At 67.8% G+C, this 22,280-nt stretch carries 26 protein-coding genes; 1 reads left to right on the forward strand and 25 read right to left on the reverse strand.

From position 1 onward, the window contains the following. Positions 1-23: 23 nt before the first annotated feature. The 10 genes from C5E10_RS11930 to glmS form a co-directional block, all read right to left on the reverse strand. Positions 24-791, reverse strand: a complete 768-nt coding sequence (locus C5E10_RS11930) for a hypothetical protein (protein WP_104331826.1) — start codon at positions 789-791, stop codon at positions 24-26. 101 nt (positions 792-892) lie between these two features. Continuing rightward, entirely contained in the window at positions 893-1,729 is an 837-nt protein-coding gene (locus tag C5E10_RS11935; RefSeq protein WP_104331827.1) for a DUF4190 domain-containing protein, read from the reverse strand. A 156-nt stretch (positions 1,730-1,885) separates the two neighbouring features. Beyond that, positions 1,886-2,473 (reverse strand): DUF4190 domain-containing protein, encoded by a 588-nt coding sequence (locus tag C5E10_RS11940; RefSeq protein WP_104331828.1) that lies wholly within the window; start codon positions 2,471-2,473, stop codon positions 1,886-1,888. 142 nt (positions 2,474-2,615) lie between these two features. Then, positions 2,616-3,152 carry a hypothetical protein gene (locus C5E10_RS11945; protein WP_104331829.1) on the reverse strand — a complete coding sequence of 179 codons (537 nt, stop codon included), beginning with the start codon at positions 3,150-3,152 and terminating at the stop codon, positions 2,616-2,618. Next, the gene (tsaD, locus tag C5E10_RS11950) at positions 3,149-4,729 is read right to left on the reverse strand and encodes a tRNA (adenosine(37)-N6)-threonylcarbamoyltransferase complex transferase subunit TsaD (protein WP_181062748.1); all 1,581 of its coding nucleotides are present in this window, start codon (positions 4,727-4,729) and stop codon (positions 3,149-3,151) included. The genes C5E10_RS11945 and tsaD overlap by 4 nt, the downstream gene beginning before the upstream one ends. After that, positions 4,729-5,337, reverse strand: coding sequence for a tRNA (adenosine(37)-N6)-threonylcarbamoyltransferase complex dimerization subunit type 1 TsaB (tsaB, locus tag C5E10_RS11955; protein ID WP_104331830.1), 609 nt, complete (start codon positions 5,335-5,337; stop codon positions 4,729-4,731). The genes tsaD and tsaB overlap by 1 nt, the downstream gene beginning before the upstream one ends. 10 nt (positions 5,338-5,347) lie before the next feature. Continuing rightward, entirely contained in the window at positions 5,348-5,932 is a 585-nt protein-coding gene (gene tsaE / locus C5E10_RS11960) for a tRNA (adenosine(37)-N6)-threonylcarbamoyltransferase complex ATPase subunit type 1 TsaE (RefSeq protein ID WP_104331831.1), read from the reverse strand. Next, the gene (locus C5E10_RS19430; protein ID WP_258071107.1) at positions 5,916-7,811 is read right to left on the reverse strand and encodes an alanine racemase; all 1,896 of its coding nucleotides are present in this window, start codon (positions 7,809-7,811) and stop codon (positions 5,916-5,918) included. Before C5E10_RS19430 ends, tsaE begins: the two co-directional genes overlap by 17 nt. After that, a complete protein-coding gene (locus tag C5E10_RS11975; RefSeq protein WP_104331832.1) occupies positions 7,808-8,182 on the reverse strand; it encodes a holo-ACP synthase in 375 nt (124 codons plus the stop codon). The genes C5E10_RS19430 and C5E10_RS11975 overlap by 4 nt, the downstream gene beginning before the upstream one ends. Positions 8,183-8,188: 6 nt before the next feature. Further along, positions 8,189-10,039, reverse strand: a complete 1,851-nt coding sequence (glmS, locus tag C5E10_RS11980; protein WP_104331833.1) for a glutamine--fructose-6-phosphate transaminase (isomerizing) — start codon at positions 10,037-10,039, stop codon at positions 8,189-8,191. Positions 10,040-10,099: 60 nt separating this feature from the next. Here glmS and coaA point away from each other — a divergent pair, with 60 nt between their 5' ends. Further along, positions 10,100-11,050: a type I pantothenate kinase gene (coaA, locus tag C5E10_RS11985; RefSeq protein ID WP_104331834.1), complete on the forward strand. Its 951-nt coding sequence runs from the start codon at positions 10,100-10,102 to the stop codon at positions 11,048-11,050. A gap of 257 nt (positions 11,051-11,307) precedes the next feature. On the opposite strand, the gene C5E10_RS11990 is transcribed toward coaA, so the two are convergent. From C5E10_RS11990 to infA, 15 genes are all read right to left on the reverse strand, one after another. After that, on the reverse strand, positions 11,308-12,447 hold the full coding sequence (locus tag C5E10_RS11990; protein WP_104331835.1) for a mannitol-1-phosphate 5-dehydrogenase: 1,140 nt from the start codon (positions 12,445-12,447) through the stop codon (positions 11,308-11,310). Further along, a complete protein-coding gene (locus C5E10_RS19185; RefSeq protein WP_181062749.1) occupies positions 12,444-12,881 on the reverse strand; it encodes a PTS sugar transporter subunit IIA in 438 nt (145 codons plus the stop codon). Before C5E10_RS19185 ends, C5E10_RS11990 begins: the two co-directional genes overlap by 4 nt. A gap of 75 nt (positions 12,882-12,956) precedes the next feature. Beyond that, on the reverse strand, positions 12,957-14,504 hold the full coding sequence (locus tag C5E10_RS11995; protein ID WP_181062750.1) for a PTS mannitol transporter subunit IICB: 1,548 nt from the start codon (positions 14,502-14,504) through the stop codon (positions 12,957-12,959). Positions 14,505-14,610: 106 nt separating this feature from the next. Then, positions 14,611-14,868 (reverse strand): HPr family phosphocarrier protein, encoded by a 258-nt coding sequence (locus C5E10_RS12000; RefSeq protein WP_104331836.1) that lies wholly within the window; start codon positions 14,866-14,868, stop codon positions 14,611-14,613. Positions 14,869-15,161: 293 nt separating this feature from the next. Next, complete coding sequence (glmM, locus tag C5E10_RS12005) at positions 15,162-16,526, reverse strand: phosphoglucosamine mutase (RefSeq protein ID WP_104331837.1); 1,365 nt, start codon at positions 16,524-16,526, stop codon at positions 15,162-15,164. Between the two features lie 15 nt (positions 16,527-16,541). Continuing rightward, positions 16,542-17,027 carry a 30S ribosomal protein S9 gene (rpsI, locus tag C5E10_RS12010; RefSeq protein WP_104242637.1) on the reverse strand — a complete coding sequence of 162 codons (486 nt, stop codon included), beginning with the start codon at positions 17,025-17,027 and terminating at the stop codon, positions 16,542-16,544. 26 nt (positions 17,028-17,053) lie between these two features. Then, positions 17,054-17,497: a 50S ribosomal protein L13 gene (gene rplM / locus C5E10_RS12015; protein ID WP_104242639.1), complete on the reverse strand. Its 444-nt coding sequence runs from the start codon at positions 17,495-17,497 to the stop codon at positions 17,054-17,056. 193 nt (positions 17,498-17,690) lie between these two features. Further along, entirely contained in the window at positions 17,691-18,020 is a 330-nt protein-coding gene (locus C5E10_RS12020) for a hypothetical protein (protein ID WP_104242641.1), read from the reverse strand. A 35-nt stretch (positions 18,021-18,055) separates the two neighbouring features. Continuing rightward, positions 18,056-18,979 carry a tRNA pseudouridine(38-40) synthase TruA gene (gene truA, locus C5E10_RS12025; RefSeq protein WP_104331838.1) on the reverse strand — a complete coding sequence of 308 codons (924 nt, stop codon included), beginning with the start codon at positions 18,977-18,979 and terminating at the stop codon, positions 18,056-18,058. Positions 18,980-19,077: 98 nt separating this feature from the next. Next, positions 19,078-19,641 carry a 50S ribosomal protein L17 gene (gene rplQ, locus C5E10_RS12030; protein WP_104307174.1) on the reverse strand — a complete coding sequence of 188 codons (564 nt, stop codon included), beginning with the start codon at positions 19,639-19,641 and terminating at the stop codon, positions 19,078-19,080. 45 nt (positions 19,642-19,686) lie between these two features. Continuing rightward, positions 19,687-20,682, reverse strand: coding sequence for a DNA-directed RNA polymerase subunit alpha (locus C5E10_RS12035; protein ID WP_104242647.1), 996 nt, complete (start codon positions 20,680-20,682; stop codon positions 19,687-19,689). Between the two features lie 149 nt (positions 20,683-20,831). Then, positions 20,832-21,230, reverse strand: a complete 399-nt coding sequence (gene rpsK, locus C5E10_RS12040; RefSeq protein ID WP_068479244.1) for a 30S ribosomal protein S11 — start codon at positions 21,228-21,230, stop codon at positions 20,832-20,834. A 42-nt stretch (positions 21,231-21,272) separates the two neighbouring features. Continuing rightward, on the reverse strand, positions 21,273-21,647 hold the full coding sequence (gene rpsM, locus C5E10_RS12045; RefSeq protein WP_068479246.1) for a 30S ribosomal protein S13: 375 nt from the start codon (positions 21,645-21,647) through the stop codon (positions 21,273-21,275). A 192-nt stretch (positions 21,648-21,839) separates the two neighbouring features. Next, a complete protein-coding gene (gene rpmJ, locus C5E10_RS12050; RefSeq protein ID WP_008361054.1) occupies positions 21,840-21,953 on the reverse strand; it encodes a 50S ribosomal protein L36 in 114 nt (37 codons plus the stop codon). 69 nt (positions 21,954-22,022) lie between these two features. Continuing rightward, positions 22,023-22,244 (reverse strand): translation initiation factor IF-1, encoded by a 222-nt coding sequence (gene infA, locus C5E10_RS12055; RefSeq protein WP_066056559.1) that lies wholly within the window; start codon positions 22,242-22,244, stop codon positions 22,023-22,025. Positions 22,245-22,280 lie beyond the last annotated feature (36 nt).

The following is a 22,280-nucleotide window of genomic DNA, read 5'->3' on the forward strand; positions in this document are numbered from 1 at the left end:
CGAGCCGTCGGCGCGTCTCGTGCCTAGACGACCAGCACGACGACGAGCGTCACGATGGCAAGAAGGACCGCGAGACCACCCGCCACGAGCCCCACGACTGAAAGCGTGCGTCCGAGGCCCTTCGGCGCGCGAAGTCCCGCGATTCCGAGCCCGACGGCGCCGAGCCCGAGCACCAGGGCCACGATGTACGCCCACCCGGGAAGTAGGAGGAGGAGCAGCGAGATCGCGCCGAGCGCGACGCCGATGATGCCGAGCACCGGCGCAGGTGCCTTCGGCTGCTGGCCGTATCCCTGCACGCCGAACTGCTGGCCGGGCTGCTGACCGAACTGCCCCTGCTGCGGAGCACCGTACTGGGGCTGCCCGAACTGGTCCTGCTGCGGGGCGCCGTACTGCGGCTGCCCGAACTGATCCTGCTGCGGGGCGCCGTACTGCGGCTGCCCGTACTGGTTCTGCTGCGGCTGGCCGTAGCCCTGCTGCGCGGGAGCCTGCTGCTGACCGGACGCCTGCTGACCGGACGCCTGCTGAGCGCCGTAGCCGGTCGAGTACCCCGGCTGCTGCTGGCCATAGCCACCGTCAGCCGCGCCGTACCCGGGCTGCTGCTGGCGGCCGGGCTGCTGATCATTCTGCTGCCCGTACTGCGGCTGAGATTGCCCGTACTGGCCCTGGCCGTACTGGCCCTGGCCGGGCTGCTGCGCGCCGAATGGTGGCTGGCCGTTCTGGTGCTGGCCGTTCTGGTGCTGGCCGTTCTGGTGGGGCTGCTGCGGGTACTGGGGGCCGTTCGGGTCAGACATGGTGTCCTTCTCAGTCGTCGACAAGGCTGCAGGTGCTGAACAAGCTTAGAGTGCGGGCGGATGCATCCACCCGCACTCCTGCCGGTTCTTTCAGCGGGTGATCAGTATCCGTAGGACGACATATCGCCGAGGAACATGGCGGCGACGACGATGCCGATGATCGCCACGATCACCGAGAGCACGATGGCTGCGATCGAGACCCAGAGGCCCCACACACGCAGCGGCCCGGCCTGCGGCTCCCGCGACTTGGCCATGATGGCGCAGACCAGGCCTGCGATACCGAGGGGAAGTCCGAGGAACGCCGTCACGAAGGTGAGCAAGATGCCCGCACCGCCGAGGGACAGTGCGACGATGCTGAGCGTGCGCTTGGGAGCCGTGGACTGGGCCGGGTAGCCGGGCGTCGCGTACCCCTGCGGTGCCCCATAGCCCTGCGACTGTCCCTGCGACTGCGGCGCGCCGTATGCCGGAGCTGCGCCGGCGGGAGCCTGGCTCGCGGACGGAGCCTGACCGTACGGAGCCGCGCCCGGTGCCGCGGCCGGCTCGCTCGGCGGCGTGTAGCTCACCGAACCAGACGCTGCGGGCGGCGTGGAGTCGGTGCCGGACGACGAAGGAGCCGAGTAGTCGGTGCCGGACGACGAAGGAGCCGAGTAGTCGGTGCCAGAGCCAGAGCCGGAGCCAGAGCCGGGTGCGGCTGGCGGCGTGTATCCGCTGCCCGACGCTGAGGGTGCGGAGGAGTCGGAGTACGGCGCGGCCGAAGTCGACGCGTCGGTGCCCGAGACGGAGGGCGGCGTGTAGTCGGTGCCGGTGGCTGCCGGGGCGGAGTAGTCGACCGACTCAGCAGGCGGCGTGTAGGCGGCCGGTGCCTCGTACTGGGGAGGTGTGCTGCCGTCCTCCGGAAGCCGTGGCTTGTCACCTGGGGTTGCGTTGCTGTCGCTCATTGCGGAGCTCCTTCCGGTTCAGCCGATTTCGCGGCGGTTGAGGCTGGTGTTCACGTGCGTGGAGCAAGCGGCGACGCCTTCAGTGGCGCACGCCCATGTCCTAGGTTCCCAGGGTTTGACTGGGAACCGTCACACAAGGTTCAGGAAAGCCCGCGCTCAGTAAGAGCTGAGGCCTCCGAGCAGTCCGATTCCCCCGAAGAAGAGAAGGGCGAGGACAAGCAGCAGCAGGAGCCCGAAGACCGAGATGAAGCCGAGCACGATGGCGGTGATGGCGAGCGCCCGTCCGCGCGGCTCGCGACGCAACGCGATGAAGCCGCACACGATGCCAGCGATCCCGACCATCCACCAGACGAACTGGAGGATGGGGATGAGCGAGACGAAGAACGACCCTCCACTCAGGCACAGGGCCACGACGCTCAAGGTCAGCGTCCCGGCACCGGCCGGTCGAGGTGCCGTGTACGGCGCCTGGACATAGGGCGTCACCGGATAGGCGAGGTGCTGCGAGGGCGCCGCCTGCGCCGCGTTGCTGCCAGGGCCCCAGTTGTCGCTTGGCGCGGTGTGGCCGTAGCCGGCTTCCTGGCCGTAGCCGAAACCCTGCCCGTGGCCCGAGTCGTGCCCGTAGCTGTTGCCGTGGCCGGGGCCGAGGGCGTCGCCTCGCGCCTCCCGCGGCTCGCCGACGGGCTGCGCGCCGACGTTCGGGGCCGGTATCCGCTCGACGGGGCCATCTGGTGTCGACCAGGTCATGTCCGCTCCTTTCGAGAGGTGATGAGATGCTCCAACGTTACGGCGACCTGCTCGACGGCACGTCATCCCCATGGCCTCGGGTTCGTCATCCCGCAGGATGACTTCGAGCCTCGCAGGGCAGGGCTCTCGCTGGACGGCGGACTCAGGCGACGACGAAGGCGAACCCAACGCAGCCCACGACTGCCGCCGCAGCAAGCGCGAGGGCGAGCAGCCAACCGCGGTGGCGCCGCCCGAGCACCGCGAGCAGAAGTGCGACCGCGCCGAGACTCGCCCCGAGGTACAGGGGCCAGAGCGGCGAGGGGGTCACGGATGCGGAGAGCGCGACAGCGAGGACCGCCGCGGCAAGCGACAGCAGCACGGAGACGATGATCGCGAGGCGACTGAGCCCGAGCCCAGGAGGCACCGGTGCCGTCGCGGCGCGAGCGGATGCCGGAGCCATCGCGCTCTCCTGCACGTGCGCGACCGCCGGGTCGATGTCCTGGCCGGCCTCCGCACCCCGGCGCTCCTCGGACCGGGGCGCAGAACTCCCCACGGCCGGAGCCGACTTCTCCTCGCCCCGCGAGCGCGGGGTGAGAGCCGAGTATGCGGCGTTGCTGGTGTCATCGACCGGAGTGCGGTCGATCGGGGGAAGCTCCACGGGCTTGCGCGGCGGCAGCTTCGGCTGATCGGGTGTTGTCATCGGTGCTCCCCCAGAGCTGGTCTCTCCTGCGGCGCAGGCTGCGTGGCCACCGGAAGCGTCGAGTCCGCCGCGAAGTCGAGCGGGGACGGAGGCTTGCCGGCAGCGACGAGCATTGCGCCGACGGCTGCGATCATCGCCCCGTTGTCGGTGCAGAGCCGAAGCGGTGGGATGCGCAACTCGATGCCGGCGGCAGCGCACCGCTCCTCCGCGAGCTCACGCACGCGCGCGTTCGCGGCCACTCCCCCGCCGAGCACGAGGCGGGGCACGCCGAGGGCCGTGCAGGCCGCCACCGCCTTCGCCGTCAGCACGTCGGCGACGGCCTCGCGGAAGCTCGCCGCGACATCGGCGACCGGCACCGGCTCCCCCGCGTCCTCCTTGGCCTCGACCCAGCGGGCCACGGCGGTCTTGAGTCCGGAGAAGGAGAAGTCGTAGCGGTGCCGCTCGAGGTCCTTCGGCTTCGTGAGCCCGCGCGGGAACCGGATCGCCTTCGGATCCCCTCCGGCAGCGGCCTTGTCGATCTCGGGTCCACCCGGGTAGGGCAGGCGCAGCAGTCGCGCCACCTTGTCGAACGCCTCGCCAGCCGCATCGTCGATCGTCTCGCCGAGCTGCTCCACGTCGTCGACGAGGTCGCGAACATGCAGGAGGGACGTGTGCCCGCCCGAGACGAGCAGGGCCACCGCTGGTAGCTCGAGCTGACCCACGTCGTCGCGCAGGACGTCAGCGGCGACATGGCCCACCAGATGGTTCACGGTATAGAGCGGGATGCCGGTGGCGACGTGCAGGGCCTTCGCCGCCGCCGTTCCGACCATGAGCGCACCAGCGAGGCCAGGGCCCTGGGTGACGGCGATCGCGTCGAGGTCCTCGAGCGAGACTCCGGCCGTCTCGAGCGCCGCCGAGATGGTCGGCACTATTGCGTCAGCGTGGGCACGTGCGGCGATCTCGGGAACGACGCCACCGAAGATGGCGTGCTCCTCCATCGAGGAAGCGACCTCGTTGGCGAGCAGCACCCGACCGCGGACGATGCCGACACCCGTCTCGTCACACGACGATTCGATGCCGAGCACAAGCGGCTCCCTGAGAGCACCGGCCGCGACACGAGCCTCGGCGGACGCCCGCACCCCCGGCAGCTGTCCGCGCATCACGATCGCATCCACACCCTCTCGCGGGTAGTACCTGGGTCGGCGTCCGATCTCCTCGAAGCCGAGCCGCGAGTAGAGGGCACGAGCGGCCTCGCCGTTCTCGCGCACCTCGAGGAACACCTGCTTCGCGCCGCGCGCCTCGGCCCACGCGAAGAGCTCGGCCAGCATCCGAGTGGCCCATCCGCCGCGCCGCAGCCGCTCATCGACGGCGATGGTCTGCAGATCAGCCTCACCGCCACCCTGGAGAGCCATGACGCCAGCAGCCGCCAGGATCTCGCCGCTCGCGGCGTCCTCGACGACCACATATCGCGTGTGCTCGCTCTTGACCTCGCCGGCGAGCATCGACGGCGACCACGGGTCGAGCGGGAAGGCGGCCTCGTCGAGACGCACCATCGACGGGATGTCCTCGTGCGAGGCATCTCGCAGCACTGCGCGCATCAGCCGGTCACCCGCTTCGGGCCGTTCGACGGCACCGCGTCGGCACCCCGCAGGTACAGGATCGTGTTGGCCTCGGCTTCGAGCCCCTGGACCTCGCGGTCGAGCCAGGCGAGTGCGAGGTGAGCGGCCGAGATGGTCCTCGTGTCGAAGCGGTGGTCGGCAGCGGGGACGGCGTCAGGCCGGTGCAGCTCGGATCTGCTCGCGACGAGCAGCCCCTGCTCATACCGGGAGCAGGCGAGCTCCCCCCTGCGGGCATCCGTCGTGACCAGCAGATCGCCGCCAGCCTCCGGATGCTCCGCGCGCCACTCGTGGGCCGCGGCATCGTGGCTGGGCATCGGGATGAAACGGGCGCCGCGTGCGAACGCGAACGTGCGCGCGGCGGCCACGCCGACACGCAGCCCCGTGAAGGGACCGGGGCCCATGCCGCCGACGACCTGCGTGACGTGCTGCGGAGAGAGCCCGGCGTCTGCGAGCACCTCCGCGATCGCCACGCCGACGACCTCAGCATGATGTCGGGTGTCGGCGGTGCGCCGTTCTGCGAGCACCCGGCCGTGCGGGGTGACGATCGCGACATCCGTGCCCGCTGACGTATCGATCGCTAAGAGCATGCGAGTGATTCTACGCGGGGGCTGCGCCGAACTCGGTCCGCAGCGCGTCCACGAGAGCGGCGGCTACCGGGCGATCCCACGTGCCCGCGACCGTGAGCGTGACGCGGCGCGGGTCCAACGGCTCTTCGTCGCTCCAGTCGACACCACCGGGCCCCTCGACGACCTCGGGCTCGAGCGGCGGGGAGGCCGCGGAACGGTCGATCGTGATCTCCAGCCAGCGGTCGGTGATCAGCGGGACCGCTTCGCGCCCCCACTCGACGACGGTGACGCTGGCGGCCAGATCGAGGCCGAGGTCGTCGAGCTCGGCCGGATCGCCGAGACGGTACGCATCCACGTGGATGAGCTCGGGCCCCGCTCCAAGGGAAGGATGCGTGCGTGCAAGGACGAAGGTCGGACTCGTGACCGGACCCCGCACGTCGAGCGCATTCCCGAGACCCCGCGCGAACGTCGTCTTGCCCGCACCCAACGGCCCTGTCAGCACGAGCACATCGCCCGCGAGCAGGAGCCCGCCGATGAGCTCTCCCGCGCGGACCATGTCCTCCGCGGTCGCGAGCTCCACCGTGATGCTCGGAGTCAGGTCAGTGCCCACACCCATCCGCCCCTCCTTGATCGCGTCGTTCCCGCCGCTCGACCCGCGGCCCGAGCGCGGCAACGAACGCCTGCGGTGACACTGCTGACCACGACGCCCACTCCTGCAGGTGGATATCGCCCGGTTCGGGTCCGAACACCGAGACCGGCATGCCGATCCACGCCTCCTGGTCCTGCAGGTCGATGACGATCTGATCCATGGCGACTCGGCCGACGATCGGGCGACGCTGGCCGCCCACGACGACCTCACCCTGCCCCGCGGCCCTGCGAGGGATGGCGTCGGCGTAGCCGAGCGGCACGAGCCCGAGCGTCGTGGATTCCTCCGCCACCCAGTCGTAGCCGTAGGAGACACCGTGGCCGGCCGTCACCCGTTTCACGTGCACGAGCTCCGTCGTGAGCGCGACAGGAAGCGGCGCGCTCGGCTCATCGAAGCCGTAGATTCCGCGGCTGCCAGGATCCCTGGTGCGCTCGTGGTCGACGAGCGTGGTCGACCGTGCAGCCTGCCCGACGTGCGCGAGGTCCGCGTTCGCCGCGACGAGTGGCAGCAAGCCGTGCTCGAGCGCCAGATCGGCCACGAGAGCACCACCGAGTCCGTACGCGTCGGCGGAGACGTCGACGCTGAAGAGCCTGGCCGCGTGCCGCGCACCCATGCCGTCCCTCAACGCCGCGGCGAGCTCGCGTGCCCGTTCGCCCATGCGGTCCCGCAGCAGGTCGACGTCGACCCAGAGCTCGCGGCGGGGCGCAAGCGCCAGCGCCGCCTCCTTGTCCGGAGCGCCAGCAGCCGCACGGTGAGGCTCGGCGGAAGAGCTCGCGTCCGAGGAGCGGCGCGGGATGCGTGAGCTCAGCCGAGTGACGATCTCGTAGTTGATGGTCCCGGCGGCGGCGGCCCAGGCGTCCGCGCTCGCCGAGCGTGCGGCGTCGATGACCAGCAGCCGAGGCGGCTCGTCGCTGCGGCCCAGGCGTCCGGACGCCGACGCGGTTCCCTCGAGCGGTTCGACTCGCAGCTCGAGGGTGTCGAGGGCGACGACATTCCAGCGAGCACCGGTATCGTCGGCGAGCTCCAGGGAGCCAGGCTCGATGGGCGGCAGACCGGCAGCGTGCCCGAGGTCGACCCTGAAGCCGCGCTGATCCTCGAAGATCGGGGCGCTCAGCGACAGGGCGGGCCTCAGCGCGACCGGGCAGTCCGTGTCAGCGGAGAACGGCGAGAGACCGTACAGGGAGACTCCGAGGCGCACGAGATCGAAGCGCGCCTCCGGCAGCGACATCGAACCGGCCGTCGCGGCGAGGTGACGCACCGACGGGGTCAATCCACGCCGAGCCGCGAGCTCGAGCGCACGCTCGAACGAAGCGAGCTGCGCACGATCGGCATCAGGACCCGCACCAGCCAGATGGCTGAACAGTCCCTCGAGGCGGATGAGCCCACGCCCCTCGAGCTCCGCCGCCTTCGTGAACGCCGACTCCCACTCAGCCGGGCTGATCCCGTTGCGCCCGAGACCCGTGTCCAGCTTGAGGTGCACGACCACGCAGCGCTCGGAGTGCTCGAGACGACCCAGGCCGATATCGACGAGCTCGAGCTGCGCGAGCGAGGAGATGCCGAGCTCGATCTCCGCGTCCAGCGCGGCGATCCAGTCGGTGCGAGCCCCGTGCATCCACGCGAGGATCGGCGCGGTGATGCCCGCCTCCCGGAGTGCCACGGCCTCCCGGAGGTCGACGACGCCGAGGCGCACGGCACCTCCCTCGAGCGCGGCACGAGCCACGTCGGGCGCCCCGTGTCCGTACGCATTCGCCTTCACGACCGCGAGGAGCGGTGTGCGCGTGAGATCCGCGATGGCACGGACGTTCGCCCGGACCGCGTCGAGATCGACATCGACGCGCGCGCCGCTCACGAGCCGGCCCCAGCCGATGCCCCACGCTCGGCGATGACAAACGCCGTCGCGGTCGTGCGCTCGTGTGTCAGCGAGAGGTGCAGGTGATCGACCCCCACCAGCTCGAGATGCGCCCGAAGCGCGGGAGTCACGGCGAACTCCGGACGACCAGCTGGCCCGCTCTCGACCTCGAAGTCGAGGAAGCTGAGCGAGCCGATGCCGCCGAGCGCCTTCACCGCGGCCTCCCGAGCGGCGAACCGAGCGCCGAGAGACGCCAGCGACCTGTCGCGCTCCGCCGGCGCGAAGAGACGCTCGCGGAGGCGCGGGGCACGCTGCAGAGCCCGCGCGAACCGCGCGAGCTCCACCGTGTCGACACCGATACCGACGATCACGCTCAGCTACTCGACGGTGACGGACTTCGCCAGGTTGCGAGGCTGATCCACGTCGAGCCCCTTCGCCGTGGCGAGCTCGATCGCAAAGATCTGGAGCGGCACGACCGCGAGCAGCGGCTCGAAGAAGGGCTCCGTCGGGGGAACCGCGATGACCTCGTCCGCATACGGCAGCACGGCCGCGTCGCCGACCTCGCAGATCGCGAGCACACGAGCGCCGCGCGCACGGATCTCCTGGATGTTCGACACGATCTTCGGGTGCAGCGTGTCGTCGTGGCGAGGGCTCGGCACGATCACGAAGACCGGCTGGCCCGGCTCGATGAGCGCGATCGGGCCGTGCTTCAGCTCGCCGGCAGCGAAGCCCTCAGCATGGATGTACGCGATCTCCTTGAGCTTGAGGGCACCCTCGAGCGCGATCGGGTAGCCCACGTTGCGACCCAGGTACAGCACGGAGCGGGTGTCCGCCATCCAGTTCGCGAGCTCGTGGATGCGCTCCCGAACGCCGAGGACCGTGCGGACCTTCTCCGGGATCGTCTGGAACTCCGTCAGGAGCTCCTCGCGACGCTCATCCGCCATCGTGCCGCGAATCGTCGCCGTGTAGATGCCAAGCAGGTAGAGGGCCGTGATCTGGGCGAGGAACGCCTTCGTCGACGCGACCGCGACCTCCGGGCCGGCATGCGTGTAGACAACCGCATCGGACTCGCGAGGGATGGTCGCTCCCTGCGTGTTGCAGATGGAGAGGGTCTTCGCGCCGCGAGACATCGCGTAGCGAACCGCCATGAGCGTGTCCATCGTCTCGCCGGACTGGCTCATCGACACGATCAGCGTGCGGGAGTCGAGCACCGGGTCGCGGTAGCGGAACTCGTGCGCGAGCTCGACCTGGACGGGCACGCGGGCCCACTTCTCCATGGCGTACGCACCGACCTGCGCCGAGTAGGCGGCAGTGCCGCACGCGACGATGATGATGCGGTGGATGTCGTTGAAGAAGTCGTCCCCGAGCGCGTCGAGGTCGGGAAGGTGCACGCGGCCCTCGACGATCCGGCCGCGAAGCGTGTTCGCCACGGCCTCGGGGTCCTCGTCGATCTCCTTGGCCATGAAGCTCGGCCAGCCGCCTTTCTCAGCAGCTGATGCGTCCCAGGAGACCTCGAAGGCCTCTGCGGTGGCGGGCTCTCCGTCGAACGTCGTGATGTTCACGGAGTCGGGGCGCACGAGCACGATCTGCTCCTGGCCGACGGCCAGCGCGCGGGGCGTGTACTCCACGAACGCTGCCACGTCCGAGCCGAGGAAGTTCTCTCCGTCGCCGAGCCCGATGACCAGCGGCGAGTTCAGACGCGCACCGACGATCAGGCCCGGTTCGTCGGCGTGCACCGCGAGGAGCGTGAACGCTCCGTCGAGACGGCGGACCACTGCGCGGAACGCCTGCTCGAGGCTCCCCACCTCGCGGTAGACGTGGCCGATCATGACGGCCGCGACCTCGGTGTCGGTCTCCGACTCGAAGGTGTAGCCGAGCTCCACGAGCTCGGTCTTCAGCTCGGCGAAGTTCTCGATGATGCCGTTGTGGATGACGGCGAGCTTGCCGCCATCGGCGAGGTGCGGATGCGCATTCGCGTCCGTCGGACCGCCATGTGTCGCCCACCTGGTGTGGCCGATGCCCGTGTGGCCATCCGGCAGCGCGTTGCGCTCCAGGTCTTCGCGCAGCACCTTCAGCTTGCCCGCACGCTTGCGGGTCTCGATCCGTCCCTCGTCGTCGATGACCGCGACACCTGCGGAGTCGTACCCCCGGTACTCGAGTCTTGCGAGGCCGCCCATCAGGATGTCAAGGCTCTCTCGTGGACCAACGTAACCAACAATTCCGCACATACGGGCCATCTTAGGGGCACCGCTCTTCCGGGGTCGGACACCGCACTAGACTCGCCTTCTATGTCCGCAACTGGTCAGATTCCGCGCAGCGGAGGAGACTCGCCCTTCGTCGAGATCCTCCGCCAGGACTGGGCGGACCTCGCACCGTCGACGCCGATGTCGCTGGACGAATCAGACCTCATCAGGCTGCGCGGCCTCGGCGACCACCTCGACCTCGACGAGGTGCGCGACGTCTACGTGCCGCTCTCCCGCCTCATCAACCTGTATGTCTCGAACGCTCGTTCGCTGCACCGTGCGACGAGCGGCTTCCTCGGCGAGCGCAGCGCATCCACCCCCTTCGTCATCGGTGTCGCAGGGTCGGTCGCGGTCGGCAAGTCGACGGTGTCGAGGCTGCTTCGCGAGCTCCTCCGCCGCTGGGAGGACACGCCTCGGGTCGAGCTCGTCACCACGGATGGCTTCCTCTACCCGAACGCCGAGCTCGAACGACGCGGGCTCATGGAGCGCAAGGGCTTCCCCGAGTCGTACGACCAGCGTGCGCTCCTGCGCTTCATCACGAAGGTCAAAAGCGGCGCGGCGGAGGCCCGAGCGCCGTTCTACTCGCACCTGAGCTACGACATCGTCCCGGATGCGGAGATCGTCGTCAACCAACCGGACGTGCTCATCGTCGAGGGCCTCAACGTGCTCCAGCCGCCCCGCGCTCACTCGCTCGCGGTGAGCGACATGTTCGACTTCTCCATCTACGTCGACGCCCGATCAGAGGACATCGCGCGCTGGTACGAGCAGCGCTTCCTGTCGCTGCAGCGAGGGGCGTTCACCAACCCGCGCTCGTACTTCCGCCGCTTCGCCGACCTGAGCACGGATGAGGCCCTCGAGCATGCCCGCAGCATCTGGTCGCGCATCAACGGTCCGAACCTGCGCGAGAACGTCATGCCGACTCGGTCACGGGCTCAGCTCGTGCTGCGCAAATCGAGCGACCACACGGTCCGCAGCGTCCTGCTCCGCAAGGTCTGAGCCCCCGGAGGGATCATCCCGCCAGCCCGTCGTCTCCGGATGGAGAAGTCGCTTCGTGCTGGGAACTTCTCGCCACAAGAGGGACGTTCCCATCCCGAGGTGACGACGAGACAGACGACGACGAAGCAGACGACGGCGGAGCGGGCGAGGACACCGATGACGGGACGCTTCAGAGACGGGACGCCTGGGAGGAGGAAGAAGCCCCTCCCGAGCGAACTCGGGAGGGGCTTCTTCACGACAGACGAGCTGTCAGAGCCTCACGCGGCCACGCGTTCGGCCTGCGCCTGCTCGACCTCGGCGACGACCGCCGCGAAGAGCGCGCCGCCCTCGAGGCCGGTGACCTCCCGCGTGAACGTCTCCGCGTCGAGCGTCGCGAGCTTCTCCTGCAGCTCGACGCTCTCCTGATCGGCCGGGAAGTCGAAGCGGAGAGCCGCACCGATCGCTCGCACGAGCGCGTCGTACGGGAGTCCCGCAGCCGCGGCCTCCGAAGCGGGCCGCACGAAGCGCTCCTTCGCGGAGAGCTTGCGCAACGGCTGACGGCCCACACGTGCGGGCTGGTCCGGCAGATCGCGGTTGGCGAAACGCGAGAGCGTCGTGGCGACGTACTCGGCGTGGTCCTCTTCCGAGAACCCGAACTGCGACACGAGCACGCGGCTCGTCTCACCGAGCACGGCCTCGACCTCGGACGCGACCGCAGAGATGGCCAGCGCGTCCTGCATGTTCGTCGCGCCAGCCACGAAGCCGTGGTACGCGATAGTCGCGTGTCCCGTGTTCACCGTGAAGAGCTTGCGCTCGATGAACGGCTTCAGGTCGTCCACGAAGTGGGCATCCGGGATGCTCGGCTCGGCACCAGCGAACGGTGTCCGGTCGATCGTCCACTCGAAGAAGTCCTCGACGGTGACGTCGACGCCCTCGACCGCCTGCTCTGGGACGATGCGGTCGACCGCCGTGTTGGCGAAGACCGCGCGGGCGTCGAGCTCCTCGGCGCCCTCGAGGACAAGCCCCTTGAGCGTGTCGGATGCACCGATCGCGTTCTCGCACGCCATGACCGCCAGCTTCGGCGCGTCAACCGCGCGGGCCGCGAGGCCCTTGCGGATGACGGGCGCGATGAAGCGGAGCACGTTCGGCCCGACGGCGCACGTGACGATGTCGGCAGTGGCGATCTCCTGCACGACCTCGTCCTCGTGCGTCGCCGAGTTGATCGCCCGGAAGCGATCGACGACGTGGCTCTTGGCTGCCGGTCCGACCTCGTGCACCGTGTAGGTGTCGACGGCCTGGAGAGCGCCGATGAGATCGGCGTTGACGTCGGCGTAGACGACCTCGTACCCGGCTTCATGCAGGACGAGCCCGATGAAACCGCGACCGATGTTGCCCGCGCCGATGTGGACTGCCTTCATTCCTCGTTCACGTCCCCGAGGAGCTGAGCCAGCTCTTCCGGCGTCTCCGCCTTGAGCAGAGCCTCGACGTTGTCCTCGTGGCTGAACACGATGGCGACGCTCGACAGGATCTCGAGGTGGCCCCCATCCTTGCCTGCGATGCCGATGACGAAGCGGGTCTCGTTTCCGCCCCAGTCGATGGGCTCGTCGTACCGGACGACGGAGAGCGCGGAGCCGAGGATCGAGTCCTTGGCCTCGTTCGTGCCGTGCGGAATGGCGAGGTAGTTGCCCATGAACGTCGAGACGCTCTGCTCGCGGTCGTGCATCGCCTGAATGTAGTCCTGCGTCACGGCGCCAGCCGCGACGAGCAGCTCACCCGCTTCCGTGATGGCTTCTTCTCGCGTGCGCGCGGTTCCGCCGAGGCGGATGCTGTCGAGGCTCAGTACTTCTGCCATTTTCTGCGTTCCTTCCGATAGGAGGCCCCGAGCGGGATGGTCCAGCTCGGGGCCCGGGTCAGTCGAAGGTGCGACTCACTGGTTGGAGAGCCGTTCCACGACCTCGTCGTACCTGGGGCTGTTCATGAAGTTTTCCACGGACACGTGGATGGCGTCTGGAGACTTCTGCTTCGCGCGGTCGGTGAGGTCCTGGTGGGTGACGATCAGGTCGGGGGTCGCGTCGAGGTTCGCGATCGAGACGTTCTTCACGTTGACCCCTTCGATTCCCGCCTTCTTGATCTTGTTGCGGAGGACGGACGCTCCCATCGCGCTCGACCCCATACCGGCATCGCAGGCGAAGACGACGTTGGTGATGACCCTCGTGTCGACTGAGCTGCCAGCGGCCTGCGAGGAGAGACCCGACAGCGCGTCGGACTTCTTCCCCTTGTTGGCCTCGGTCCTGGCGACGGCATCGGCGAAGCCGTTGCCTCCCGCGGCCTCTGCGGCGAGGTCCTTCTTGCGTGAGCTCAACAGGATCGCCGCGGCGATCGCGAACGTGACTGCCGCCGAGAACAGGACCGACAGGATGACACCGAGGTGGCTCCCCTGGGCGGTCATGATCATGACAGCGAAGATCGAGCCGGGAGATGCCGGAGCGACGAGGCCCGAGTCGAAGATGACGTTGGTGAGGACACCCGTCGCGCCACCACCGATGACGGCGAGGATCAGAGCGGGCTTGGCGAGCACGTACGGGAAGTAGATCTCGTGGATGCCGCCGAGGAACTGGATCACGACTGCGCCGGGTGCGCTCGCGCGAGCGACGCCGACGCCGAAGAAGCAGAACGCGAGGAGCAGACCGAGGCCAGGGCCCGGGTTCGCCTCGAGGAGGAACAGGATGCTCTTGCCGGCTTCCTCCGACTGCGCGACGCCGAGGGGCGTGAGCACTCCCTGGTTGATCGCGTTGTTGAGGAAGAGGATCTTCGCGGGCTCGATGAGGATGCTCGCGAGGGGCAGGAGCCCTGCGTTGACCAGCGCATCGACGCCCTCGCCGAGGCGTTCCGTGAGCCACGTGATGACCGGGGCGATCGCGAAGAACCCGCCGAGGGCGAGCAGCATCGCGAGGATGCCGGCTGAGAAGTTGTTGACGAGCATCTCGAAGCCGGCACGGATCTTGCCGTCCCAGATGCTGTCGACCTTCTTCATGACCCATGCTGCGAGCGGACCCATGATCATGGCACCGATGAACATCGGGATGCCCGCGCCCACGATGACGCCCATGGTCGCGATGGCGCCGACGACGCCACCACGCGTGTCGTAGACCATCTTGCCGCCCTGGTAGGCGATGAGGAGGGGCAGGAGGTAGGTGATCATCGGACTGACGAGCCCCATGAACGGCGTTCCCTCTGGGGTCTCGTCGGTGATGGTCGCCGGGTCGATGGCCCAGCCACCGAGGGTGCCCCAGAGCTGGCCGTTGGCGGGGAACAGCTCGTTCAGCCAGCCGGTCTCGATGAAGAGGCTGGTGATGAGGCCCCAGGCGATGAACGCCGGGATATTCGGCATGACCATGCCGGAGAGGAACGCACCGAACTTCTGGACCCCGACGCGGGCGCCCTTGCGTTCAGTCGTTGTGGCTTCTGCAGTCATTATTGCTCCAAGCAATCCCCATGCGCGGGGATAGGAGGGGAAAGGTCAGTGCGACTGTTCCCGGATTTCAAGAATCGGCCGAACGGCCATGAGCGCGCGCGGCGGCTCAAGCGTCGTGGTTGGTCTCCAGGAGAGTCACGAGCTGGTCGGCGACAGCTTCGTCGCCGTCGACGGAGAGGGTGATCTCGTCGCCCTTGGAGACGCCGAGTGAGAGGACACCGAGGATGCTGGCCGCGTTGACGGTCTTGTCGCCCTTGGCGATCGTCACGGGGACGCCGGCTTCGGTGGCTGCCTGCACGAAGATCGCTGCGGGACGTGCGTGAAGTCCGTGCTCCGAGGCGACGGTGATCTTGCGTTCGATCATGGAGAGCTCCTTAGGTGTGGCGGGATTTCCGCGTGTTGAGCTTATCTACGCGAGAAGCCCCAGATGCGAGATTGTCACCAAAACTTTGCCTCGGCGCTTGTTTCTTTCTCACACTCGGGTGGGAGCCCGGACCGAGAGGCTCTCTGAGGTTGGCCGCTTCGAAGCTGGCAGGGCAAGAGGTGTCCCGCAGAACGAGAAAGAGGTCCCGCTCCACCAGATGACGGTGGAGCGGGACCTCGTTCTGAGCTTCTGTCCGAGCGGCTCGAGATCAGAGACCTTGCAGAGCGCTGGCCTTAGAGCGCCAACCGCTCGCGGACGACGGCGGCGAGAGCCTCGGCGTGACGCTGCGCGGTCTCCTGCTCCCCCGCCTCGATCATGACGCGCACGAGCGGCTCCGTTCCGGATGGCCGCAGCAGGACGCGTCCGGTCTCACCGAGCTCGAGGGCGACCTGGGCGACCGCGGCCTGGAGCGGCTCGTCACTCGCGCAGTCCTCCTTGCGGACGCCGGGCACGTTGATGAGCACCTGCGGGTAGACGCGCATGACGGACGCGAGCTCGGCGAGCGTCTTGCCGGTTCGCCGCATCTCGGCCGCGATGTGCAGACCGGTGAGGATGCCGTCTCCCGTCGTGGCGAAGTCGGTGAGGATGACGTGTCCGGACTGCTCGCCACCGAGGGCGAGCCCCCGTTCGTTCAGCTCCTCGAGGACGTACCGGTCACCGACCTTGGTCTCGATCATGCGGATGCCGGCTTCGCGCATCGCGATCTTGAGGCCGAGGTTCGACATGACGGTGGCGACGAGGGTGTCCTCGCGCAGCGCGCCGCGCCGACGCATGGAGACCGCGAGGATGGCCATGATCTGATCGCCGTCGACGACATTGCCGTCGGCGTCGATGGCAAGGCACCTGTCGGCGTCTCCGTCGTGGGCGATGCCCAGGTCCGCTCCGAGTTCCGTGACCGTGCGAGCGAGTTCGCCGAGGTGCGTCGAACCGACACCCTCGTTGATGTTGAGTCCGTTCGGTGCGTTGCCGATGACCGTGACCTGAGCGCCCGCGTCCGTGAAGACCTCGGGCGACACGCCGGCCGCGGCACCGTGCGCGCAGTCGAGCACGACGTGGAGTCCACGGAGTGGCGAGGTGCCGTCCTCGCGGAGCGGCAGGCTGCGAAGCAGGTGCAGGGCATAGCGATCTTCGGCATCCGCGAAACGCTCGATGCTTCCGACCCCAGCCCCCGTCGGGGTGAGCTTCTCCCCACCGAGCAGCGCCTCGATCTGGTTCTCGAGGTCGTCGGCGAGCTTGCGACCGCCGCGAGCGAAGAACTTGATGCCGTTGTCGGGGGCGGGATTATGGGAGGCCGAGATCATGACGCCGAAGTCGGCCCCGATCTCGGCGGTGAGAAACGCCGCCGCCGGCGTCGGGATGACTCCCGCGTCGAGCACGTCGACGCCAGAGGAGGCGAGCCCCGCCGCCACGGCGGCAGAGATGAACTCACCTGAAACCCGCGGATCGCGGGCTAAAACAGCACGAGGCCGCCGCCCGTGCTCGCGAGCTGATGTCGCGAGCACGATGGCAGCGGCCTGGGCGAGGCTGAGGGCGAGCTCGACCGTGAGGTGGTCGTTCGCAAGCCCACGAACCCCGTCCGTTCCGAAAAGCCTAGGCATTCGAAATGTCTGGACTTAGCGCTTCGAGTACTGAGGCGCCTTACGGGCCTTCTTGAGTCCGGCCTTCTTGCGCTCCTTGACGCGAGCGTCGCGTGACAGGAAGCCAGCCTTCTTGAGCTCCGGGCGGTTGTTCTCGCGGTCGATCTCGTTGAGAGCGCGCGCGATGCCGAGGCGAAGCGCGCCGGCCTGGCCGGAAGGTCCGCCACCCGAGATGCGTGCGATGACGTCGTATGCGCCACCCAGGCTCAGGATCGTGAACGGGTCGTTGATCAGCTGCTGGTGCAGCTTGTTCGGGAAGTAGTCGGCGATGTCACGGTCGTTGACCGTGATGGTGCCGGTTCCCGGGATGAGGCGCACGCGGGCGATTGCCTGCTTGCGACGGCCGACGGCTGCACCGGGAACGGTGAGTGCCGGACGAGGAGCCTGGACGGCCGCCTCTGCCTCGGGGGTTTCGGTCGAGTAGCTCTGCGGCTGCTCGATGGACTCTGCGATGGTTGCCACTGTGTTCTCTTTCCTAGCTCGGGCCGCTACTGGGCAACCTGGTCGAAGACGTACGGCTTCGGCTGCTGGGCTGCGTGCGGGTGCTCTGCACCTGCGTAGACCTTGAGCTTCTTGAGCTGGTTGCGTCCGAGCGTGTTCTTGGGGAGCATGCCGCGGATCGCCTTCTCGACGGCGCGCGTCGGGTGCTTCTCGAGCATCTCCGTGTAGGAGGTCGCCGTCAGTCCACCCGGGTATCCCGAGTGGCGGTAGGCGAGCTTCTTCTGGAGCTTGGAGCCCGTCAGCGCGACCTTCTCTGCGTTGATGACGACGACGAAGTCGCCCATGTCAACGTGCTGAGCGTAGGTTGCCTTGTGCTTGCCGCGGAGCAGAGCTGCCGCGTGGGTTGCGAGCCGGCCGAGAACGACATCAGTCGCGTCGATGACCACCCAGTCATGGGTGATGTCACCGCCCTTTGGTGTGTACGTGCGCATGGATGTGCACCTTTCGTCGAAATGAGGAGGTCGTGAATCCCACTCGGTCGTGATGGTTGCGGTTGAGCCTCCGGGAAGGATTCTCCCGGGGAGGCCTCACCACGAACGTCACCGTCGAGGGCTCAACTTCGAAGCCGACACCGAAGTGCAGACAACTTGAGTAGCTTACGTCAGTGGCCGCCTGGGCGCAATCTCAGACCGATGGAGCCGCGAGGCGCCGCGCGCGGACCGTTCTGAACCGAGCGGCCGCGCCGAAGACGCCGACCATGAGCATGGTCCCAACTCCCCCAGCGATGAGCGACGCTGAGAAGAAGAAGGAGCCGAGGAAGACGTCGGGGTCGGTCGGGTCCAGTGCGGGCATCAGGATGCTGAGCAGCGCGTACGCCAGAACGAGGACCGCAACCCCGAGGGCCGACCAAGCCGCAGGCACGATGGCCCGGGGCCACAGCCTGCCGACCACACTCAGCACGGCGAAGACGGCGACAGGCAGGGCCAGCGCCGCGTAGCTGATGAGGTCGACCATGACTCCAGTCTGTACCCTCGGAAGATTCCTGGGAATCAGTCGAGAGATGTAGATCGGTCAGCGACGCCCGCAGGCGAGGTGAGCGGCTCCACCAGACGGAGGGCGGGCCGCTGCGCCCGCGTCACGGCCTGGCGCTCACGGAGATGAGCATCCGCCGGGTAGCCCACTCCCGTGAGCGTGAGCCCCTTCGCCGCCAGGACGGGGAAGGCGCTGCTTCGCTCCGTCGCCTGGAGCAGCTCCGGCACGTCCGAGAGCCGGATGCGTCCGGCACCGACCTCAGCGCACATGCCGACGAGCGACCTGACCATGGAGTGGCAGAAGGCATCTGCTTCGAGCTTCGCGACCACGACGCCCTGCTCATCGCGGACCCAGTCGAAGCGCTGCAGGGTTCGGATCGTCGTGGAGTTCGGGCGCGGTCGGCAGAAGCCGGCGAAGTCGTGGAGGCCGATGAGCTTGTCCGCGGCCACTTGCATGAGGGCCGCGTCGAGCTCACGGGGAACGACTGCTGTGCGGTGCCGCTCGATGGGGTTCGGAGGCGTTCGGCGATCTGCGATGCGGAACTCGTAGCTTCGGGAGATCGCCGAGAACCGAGCGTCGAACCCTTCCGGTGCAGGTGCCACCGCCGCGACGACGACGTCGCTGTCTCGACCGAGAACTCCGTTCACGCGACGGAGCAGGATGTCGGACACCTCGTCGCTGGACCGACGTCGGACGTTCTCGACCCCGAGGTCGTCGAGGTCGAGGTGCGCGACCTGCGCCGTCGCGTGGACTCCAGCGTCGGTTCGGCCCGCGACCGTGAGCAGCGGACCATCGGGAAGCTCTCGTGCGACGAGCCTGATGGCGTCCTCGAGGGCGCCCTGCACCGTGCGCAGTTCCGGCTGCGCCGCCCACCCGCTGAATGCGGACCCGTCGTAGGCGATGTCCAGACGGAACCGTGTGCTGTCTCGTCCGTGCCCCATGCGCCCATCCTCCCTCACCCGAGCCGGTTTATCGACGACACGACGAAGCCCCCGAGCAATCGCGATGATTGCTCGGGGGCTTCGACGATCAGCTTCGACTACTTGGCGTCGTCGGCCTTCGCGTCAGCGTCCGACTCAGCGGCGTCTGCAGCCTCGGAAGGCTGCGTTCCGCCGTCGGCCGTGGGCTCGGAAGCCTCCGTGTCGCCTGCGGCTGCGTCGACCTCGTCGGTCGCGGGCTCGTCGACCTCAGGCTCGGCAGGTGCGGCGGCCGGAGCCGTCTTCACTGCGGAGGCCTTCGGCGTGACGGGCTCGAGGACGAGCTCGATGACTGCCATGGGGGCGTTGTCGCCCTTGCGGTAGCCGGTCTTGATGATGCGGGTGTACCCGCCTTCGCGACCTTCCATCTGCGGTGCGATCTCCGTGAAGAGCTCGTGCACGACGGTCTTGTCGGTGACAATCTGCAGCACGCGACGGCGAGCGTGGATGTCTCCGCGCTTCGCGAAGGTGATCAGGCGCTCGGCGAGCGGACGGAGGCGCTTGGCCTTCGTCTCGGTCGTCTGGATGCGCTTGTGCGTGTACAGCTGCGCCGCGAGCGTAGCGAGCATGAGGCGCTCGTGTGCGGGGCCGCCTCCGAGGCGAGGACCCTTGTTGGGCTTAGGCATTCGTCATTCTCTTTCGTGTGAAGTCGGTCTGGCGGGCAGGTCTGTTTAGACGTACTCGCCGGTGTCGTCGCCGGCACCGTAGAAGTGAGCACCCTCGAACCCGGGAACCGAGTCCTTGAGCGAGAGGCCGAGCTCGGTGAGCTTGTCGCGCACCTCGTCGACCGACTTCTGACCGAAGTTGCGGATGTTCATGAGCTGCGTCTCACTGAGAGCGACGAGCTCGGAAACCGTGTTGATGCCCTCGCGCTTGAGGCAGTTGTACGAGCGCACGGAGAGGTCGAGATCCTCGATCGGCATCGAGAGCTCGTTGGTGAGGACGGCGTCGACCGGCGCTGGGCCGATCTCGATGCCCTCTGCCTGCTCGTTCAGCTCGCGAGCGAGGCTGAAGAGCTCGACGAGCGTGCGACCGGCAGATGCGATCGCGTCGCGCGGCGAGATGGCCGGCTTCGTCTCCACGTCGACGACGAGGTTGTCGAAGTCGGTGCGCTCACCGGCACGGGTCGCGTCGACGCGGTAGGTGACCTTGAGGACCGGCGAGTAGATCGAGTCGATCGGGACCTGACCGGCCTCGGAGAACTCGTTGCGGTTCTGGGTCGCCGAGACGTAGCCGCGGCCGCGCTCGATGGTCAGCTCGAGCTCGAACTTGGCGTCATCGTTGAGCGTCGCGATGACGAGCTCCGGGTTGTGCACCTCGACACCGGCAGGTGCTGAGATGTCAGCCGCCGTCACTTCGCCCGCTCCGGTCTTGCGGAGGTAGGCCGTGATCGGCTCATCGTGCTCGCTGGAGACGACCAGCTGCTTGATGTTGAGGATGATCTCGGTGACGTCTTCCTTCACACCGGGGATGGTGGTGAACTTGTGGAGGACACCGTCGAGACGGATGCTCGTGACTGCTGCTCCGGGGATAGAGGACAGCAGGGTGCGACGCAGTGAGTTGCCGAGGGTGTAGCCGAAGCCAGGCTCGAGTGGTCCGATCGTGAACTTCGAGCGGTTCTCGGAGAGGCTTTCCTCGGTGAGCGTTGGACGCTGTGCGATAAGCACTATGGGTTCCTTTCGGCAAAGTGTCCGCTATATGACACTTGGCGATTCAGCCGACGCACGTCGTCGACCGGGTGTGGAGTTCGAGCGGGGACGCCGAACATCCGCCACAAGGCCCTCCCTTGCGGGAGAGCCTCGCAGCGGACGGGAGGCTAGACGCGGCGACGCTTCGGAGGGCGGCAGCCGTTGTGTGCCTGAGGGGTGACGTCGTTGATCGAGCCGACCTCGAGGCCTGCGGCCTGAAGCGAGCGGATCGCGGTCTCGCGACCGGAGCCCGGTCCCTTGACGAAGACGTCGACCTTCTTCATGCCGTGCTCCTGCGCCTGGCGGGCTGCGGCCTCGGCTGCGAGCTGCGCGGCGAAGGGCGTCGACTTGCGCGAGCCCTTGAAGCCGACTCCACCGGAGGAAGCCCAGCTGATGACAGCGCCGGACGGGTCGGTGATCGACACGATCGTGTTGTTGAAGGTCGACTTGATGTGAGCCTGGCCCACTGCGACGTTCTTCTTGTCCTTCTTGCGCGGCTTACGAGCGGCGCTCTTTGGGGTAGCCAATTTTCTCTCCTACGAAATCTGCGGGCGCTGTCGCGGCGGCGACTAGCGTGCCTTCTTCTTGCCGGCGACCGTGCGCTTCGGGCCCTTGCGGGTACGAGCGTTCGTCTTCGTGCGCTGACCGCGCACGGGAAGGCCGCGGCGGTGGCGGAGACCCTCGTAGCTGCCGATTTCGACCTTGCGGCGGATGTCAGCTGCGACCTCACGGCGGAGGTCACCTTCTACCTTGAAGTTGCCTTCGATGTAGTCGCGGAGCTGAACCAGCTGCTCGTCGTCGAGGTTCTTGACGCGGATGTTGCCGTCGATGCCGGTGTCCTCGAGTGCCTTGAGGGCGCTCGTGCGGCCGACGCCGTAGATGTAGGTGAGTGCGATCTCAACGCGCTTTTCGCGTGGGAGATCGACGCCTGCGAGACGTGCCATGGGATTTCTCCTGTGGGTTGAGGTGTGATGCACCGGATGGGCCCCGGCCTCGGTCCGAAGGTGTCCCCGCCTGGGTCGAAGCCCGGCAGTTCTTACTGGTGCTGTTTCGTATTCAGTTGTGACGTCGGGTGCATGCGCACCCATGGGACGTCCCGCTTGCCTGGAGGGGCCGGCGAGGTGAGTCCCGAGCGATTAGCCCTGGCGCTGCTTGTGGCGCGGGTTCTCGCAGATGACCATGACGCGACCGTGACGGCGGATAACCTTGCACTTGTCGCAGATCTTCTTGACGCTGGGGTTGACCTTCATTGAAGTTCCTTCTGTGATCGCTGGCCTCGTGCTGGGCAGACGCCTGCCCAGCCGTTCCTTACAGCGTGCCTACTTGTAGCGGTAGACGATGCGGCCGCGGGTCAAGTCGTACGGGCTCAACTCCACGATCACGCGGTCCTCGGGAAGGATGCGGATGTAGTGCTGACGCATCTTGCCCGAGATGTGAGCAAGAACCTTGTGTCCGTTCGAGAGTTCTACGCGGAACATTGCATTTGGCAATGCCTCGACAACCGAACCCTCGATCTCGATGACGCCGTCTTTCTTGGCCATAGCCTCACTGTCGTTTGCTATTGAATGCACGCTGGT

This window comes from Pseudoclavibacter sp. RFBG4, from assembly GCF_002931515.1.
Lineage (GTDB): Bacteria > Actinomycetota > Actinomycetes > Actinomycetales > Microbacteriaceae > Pseudoclavibacter.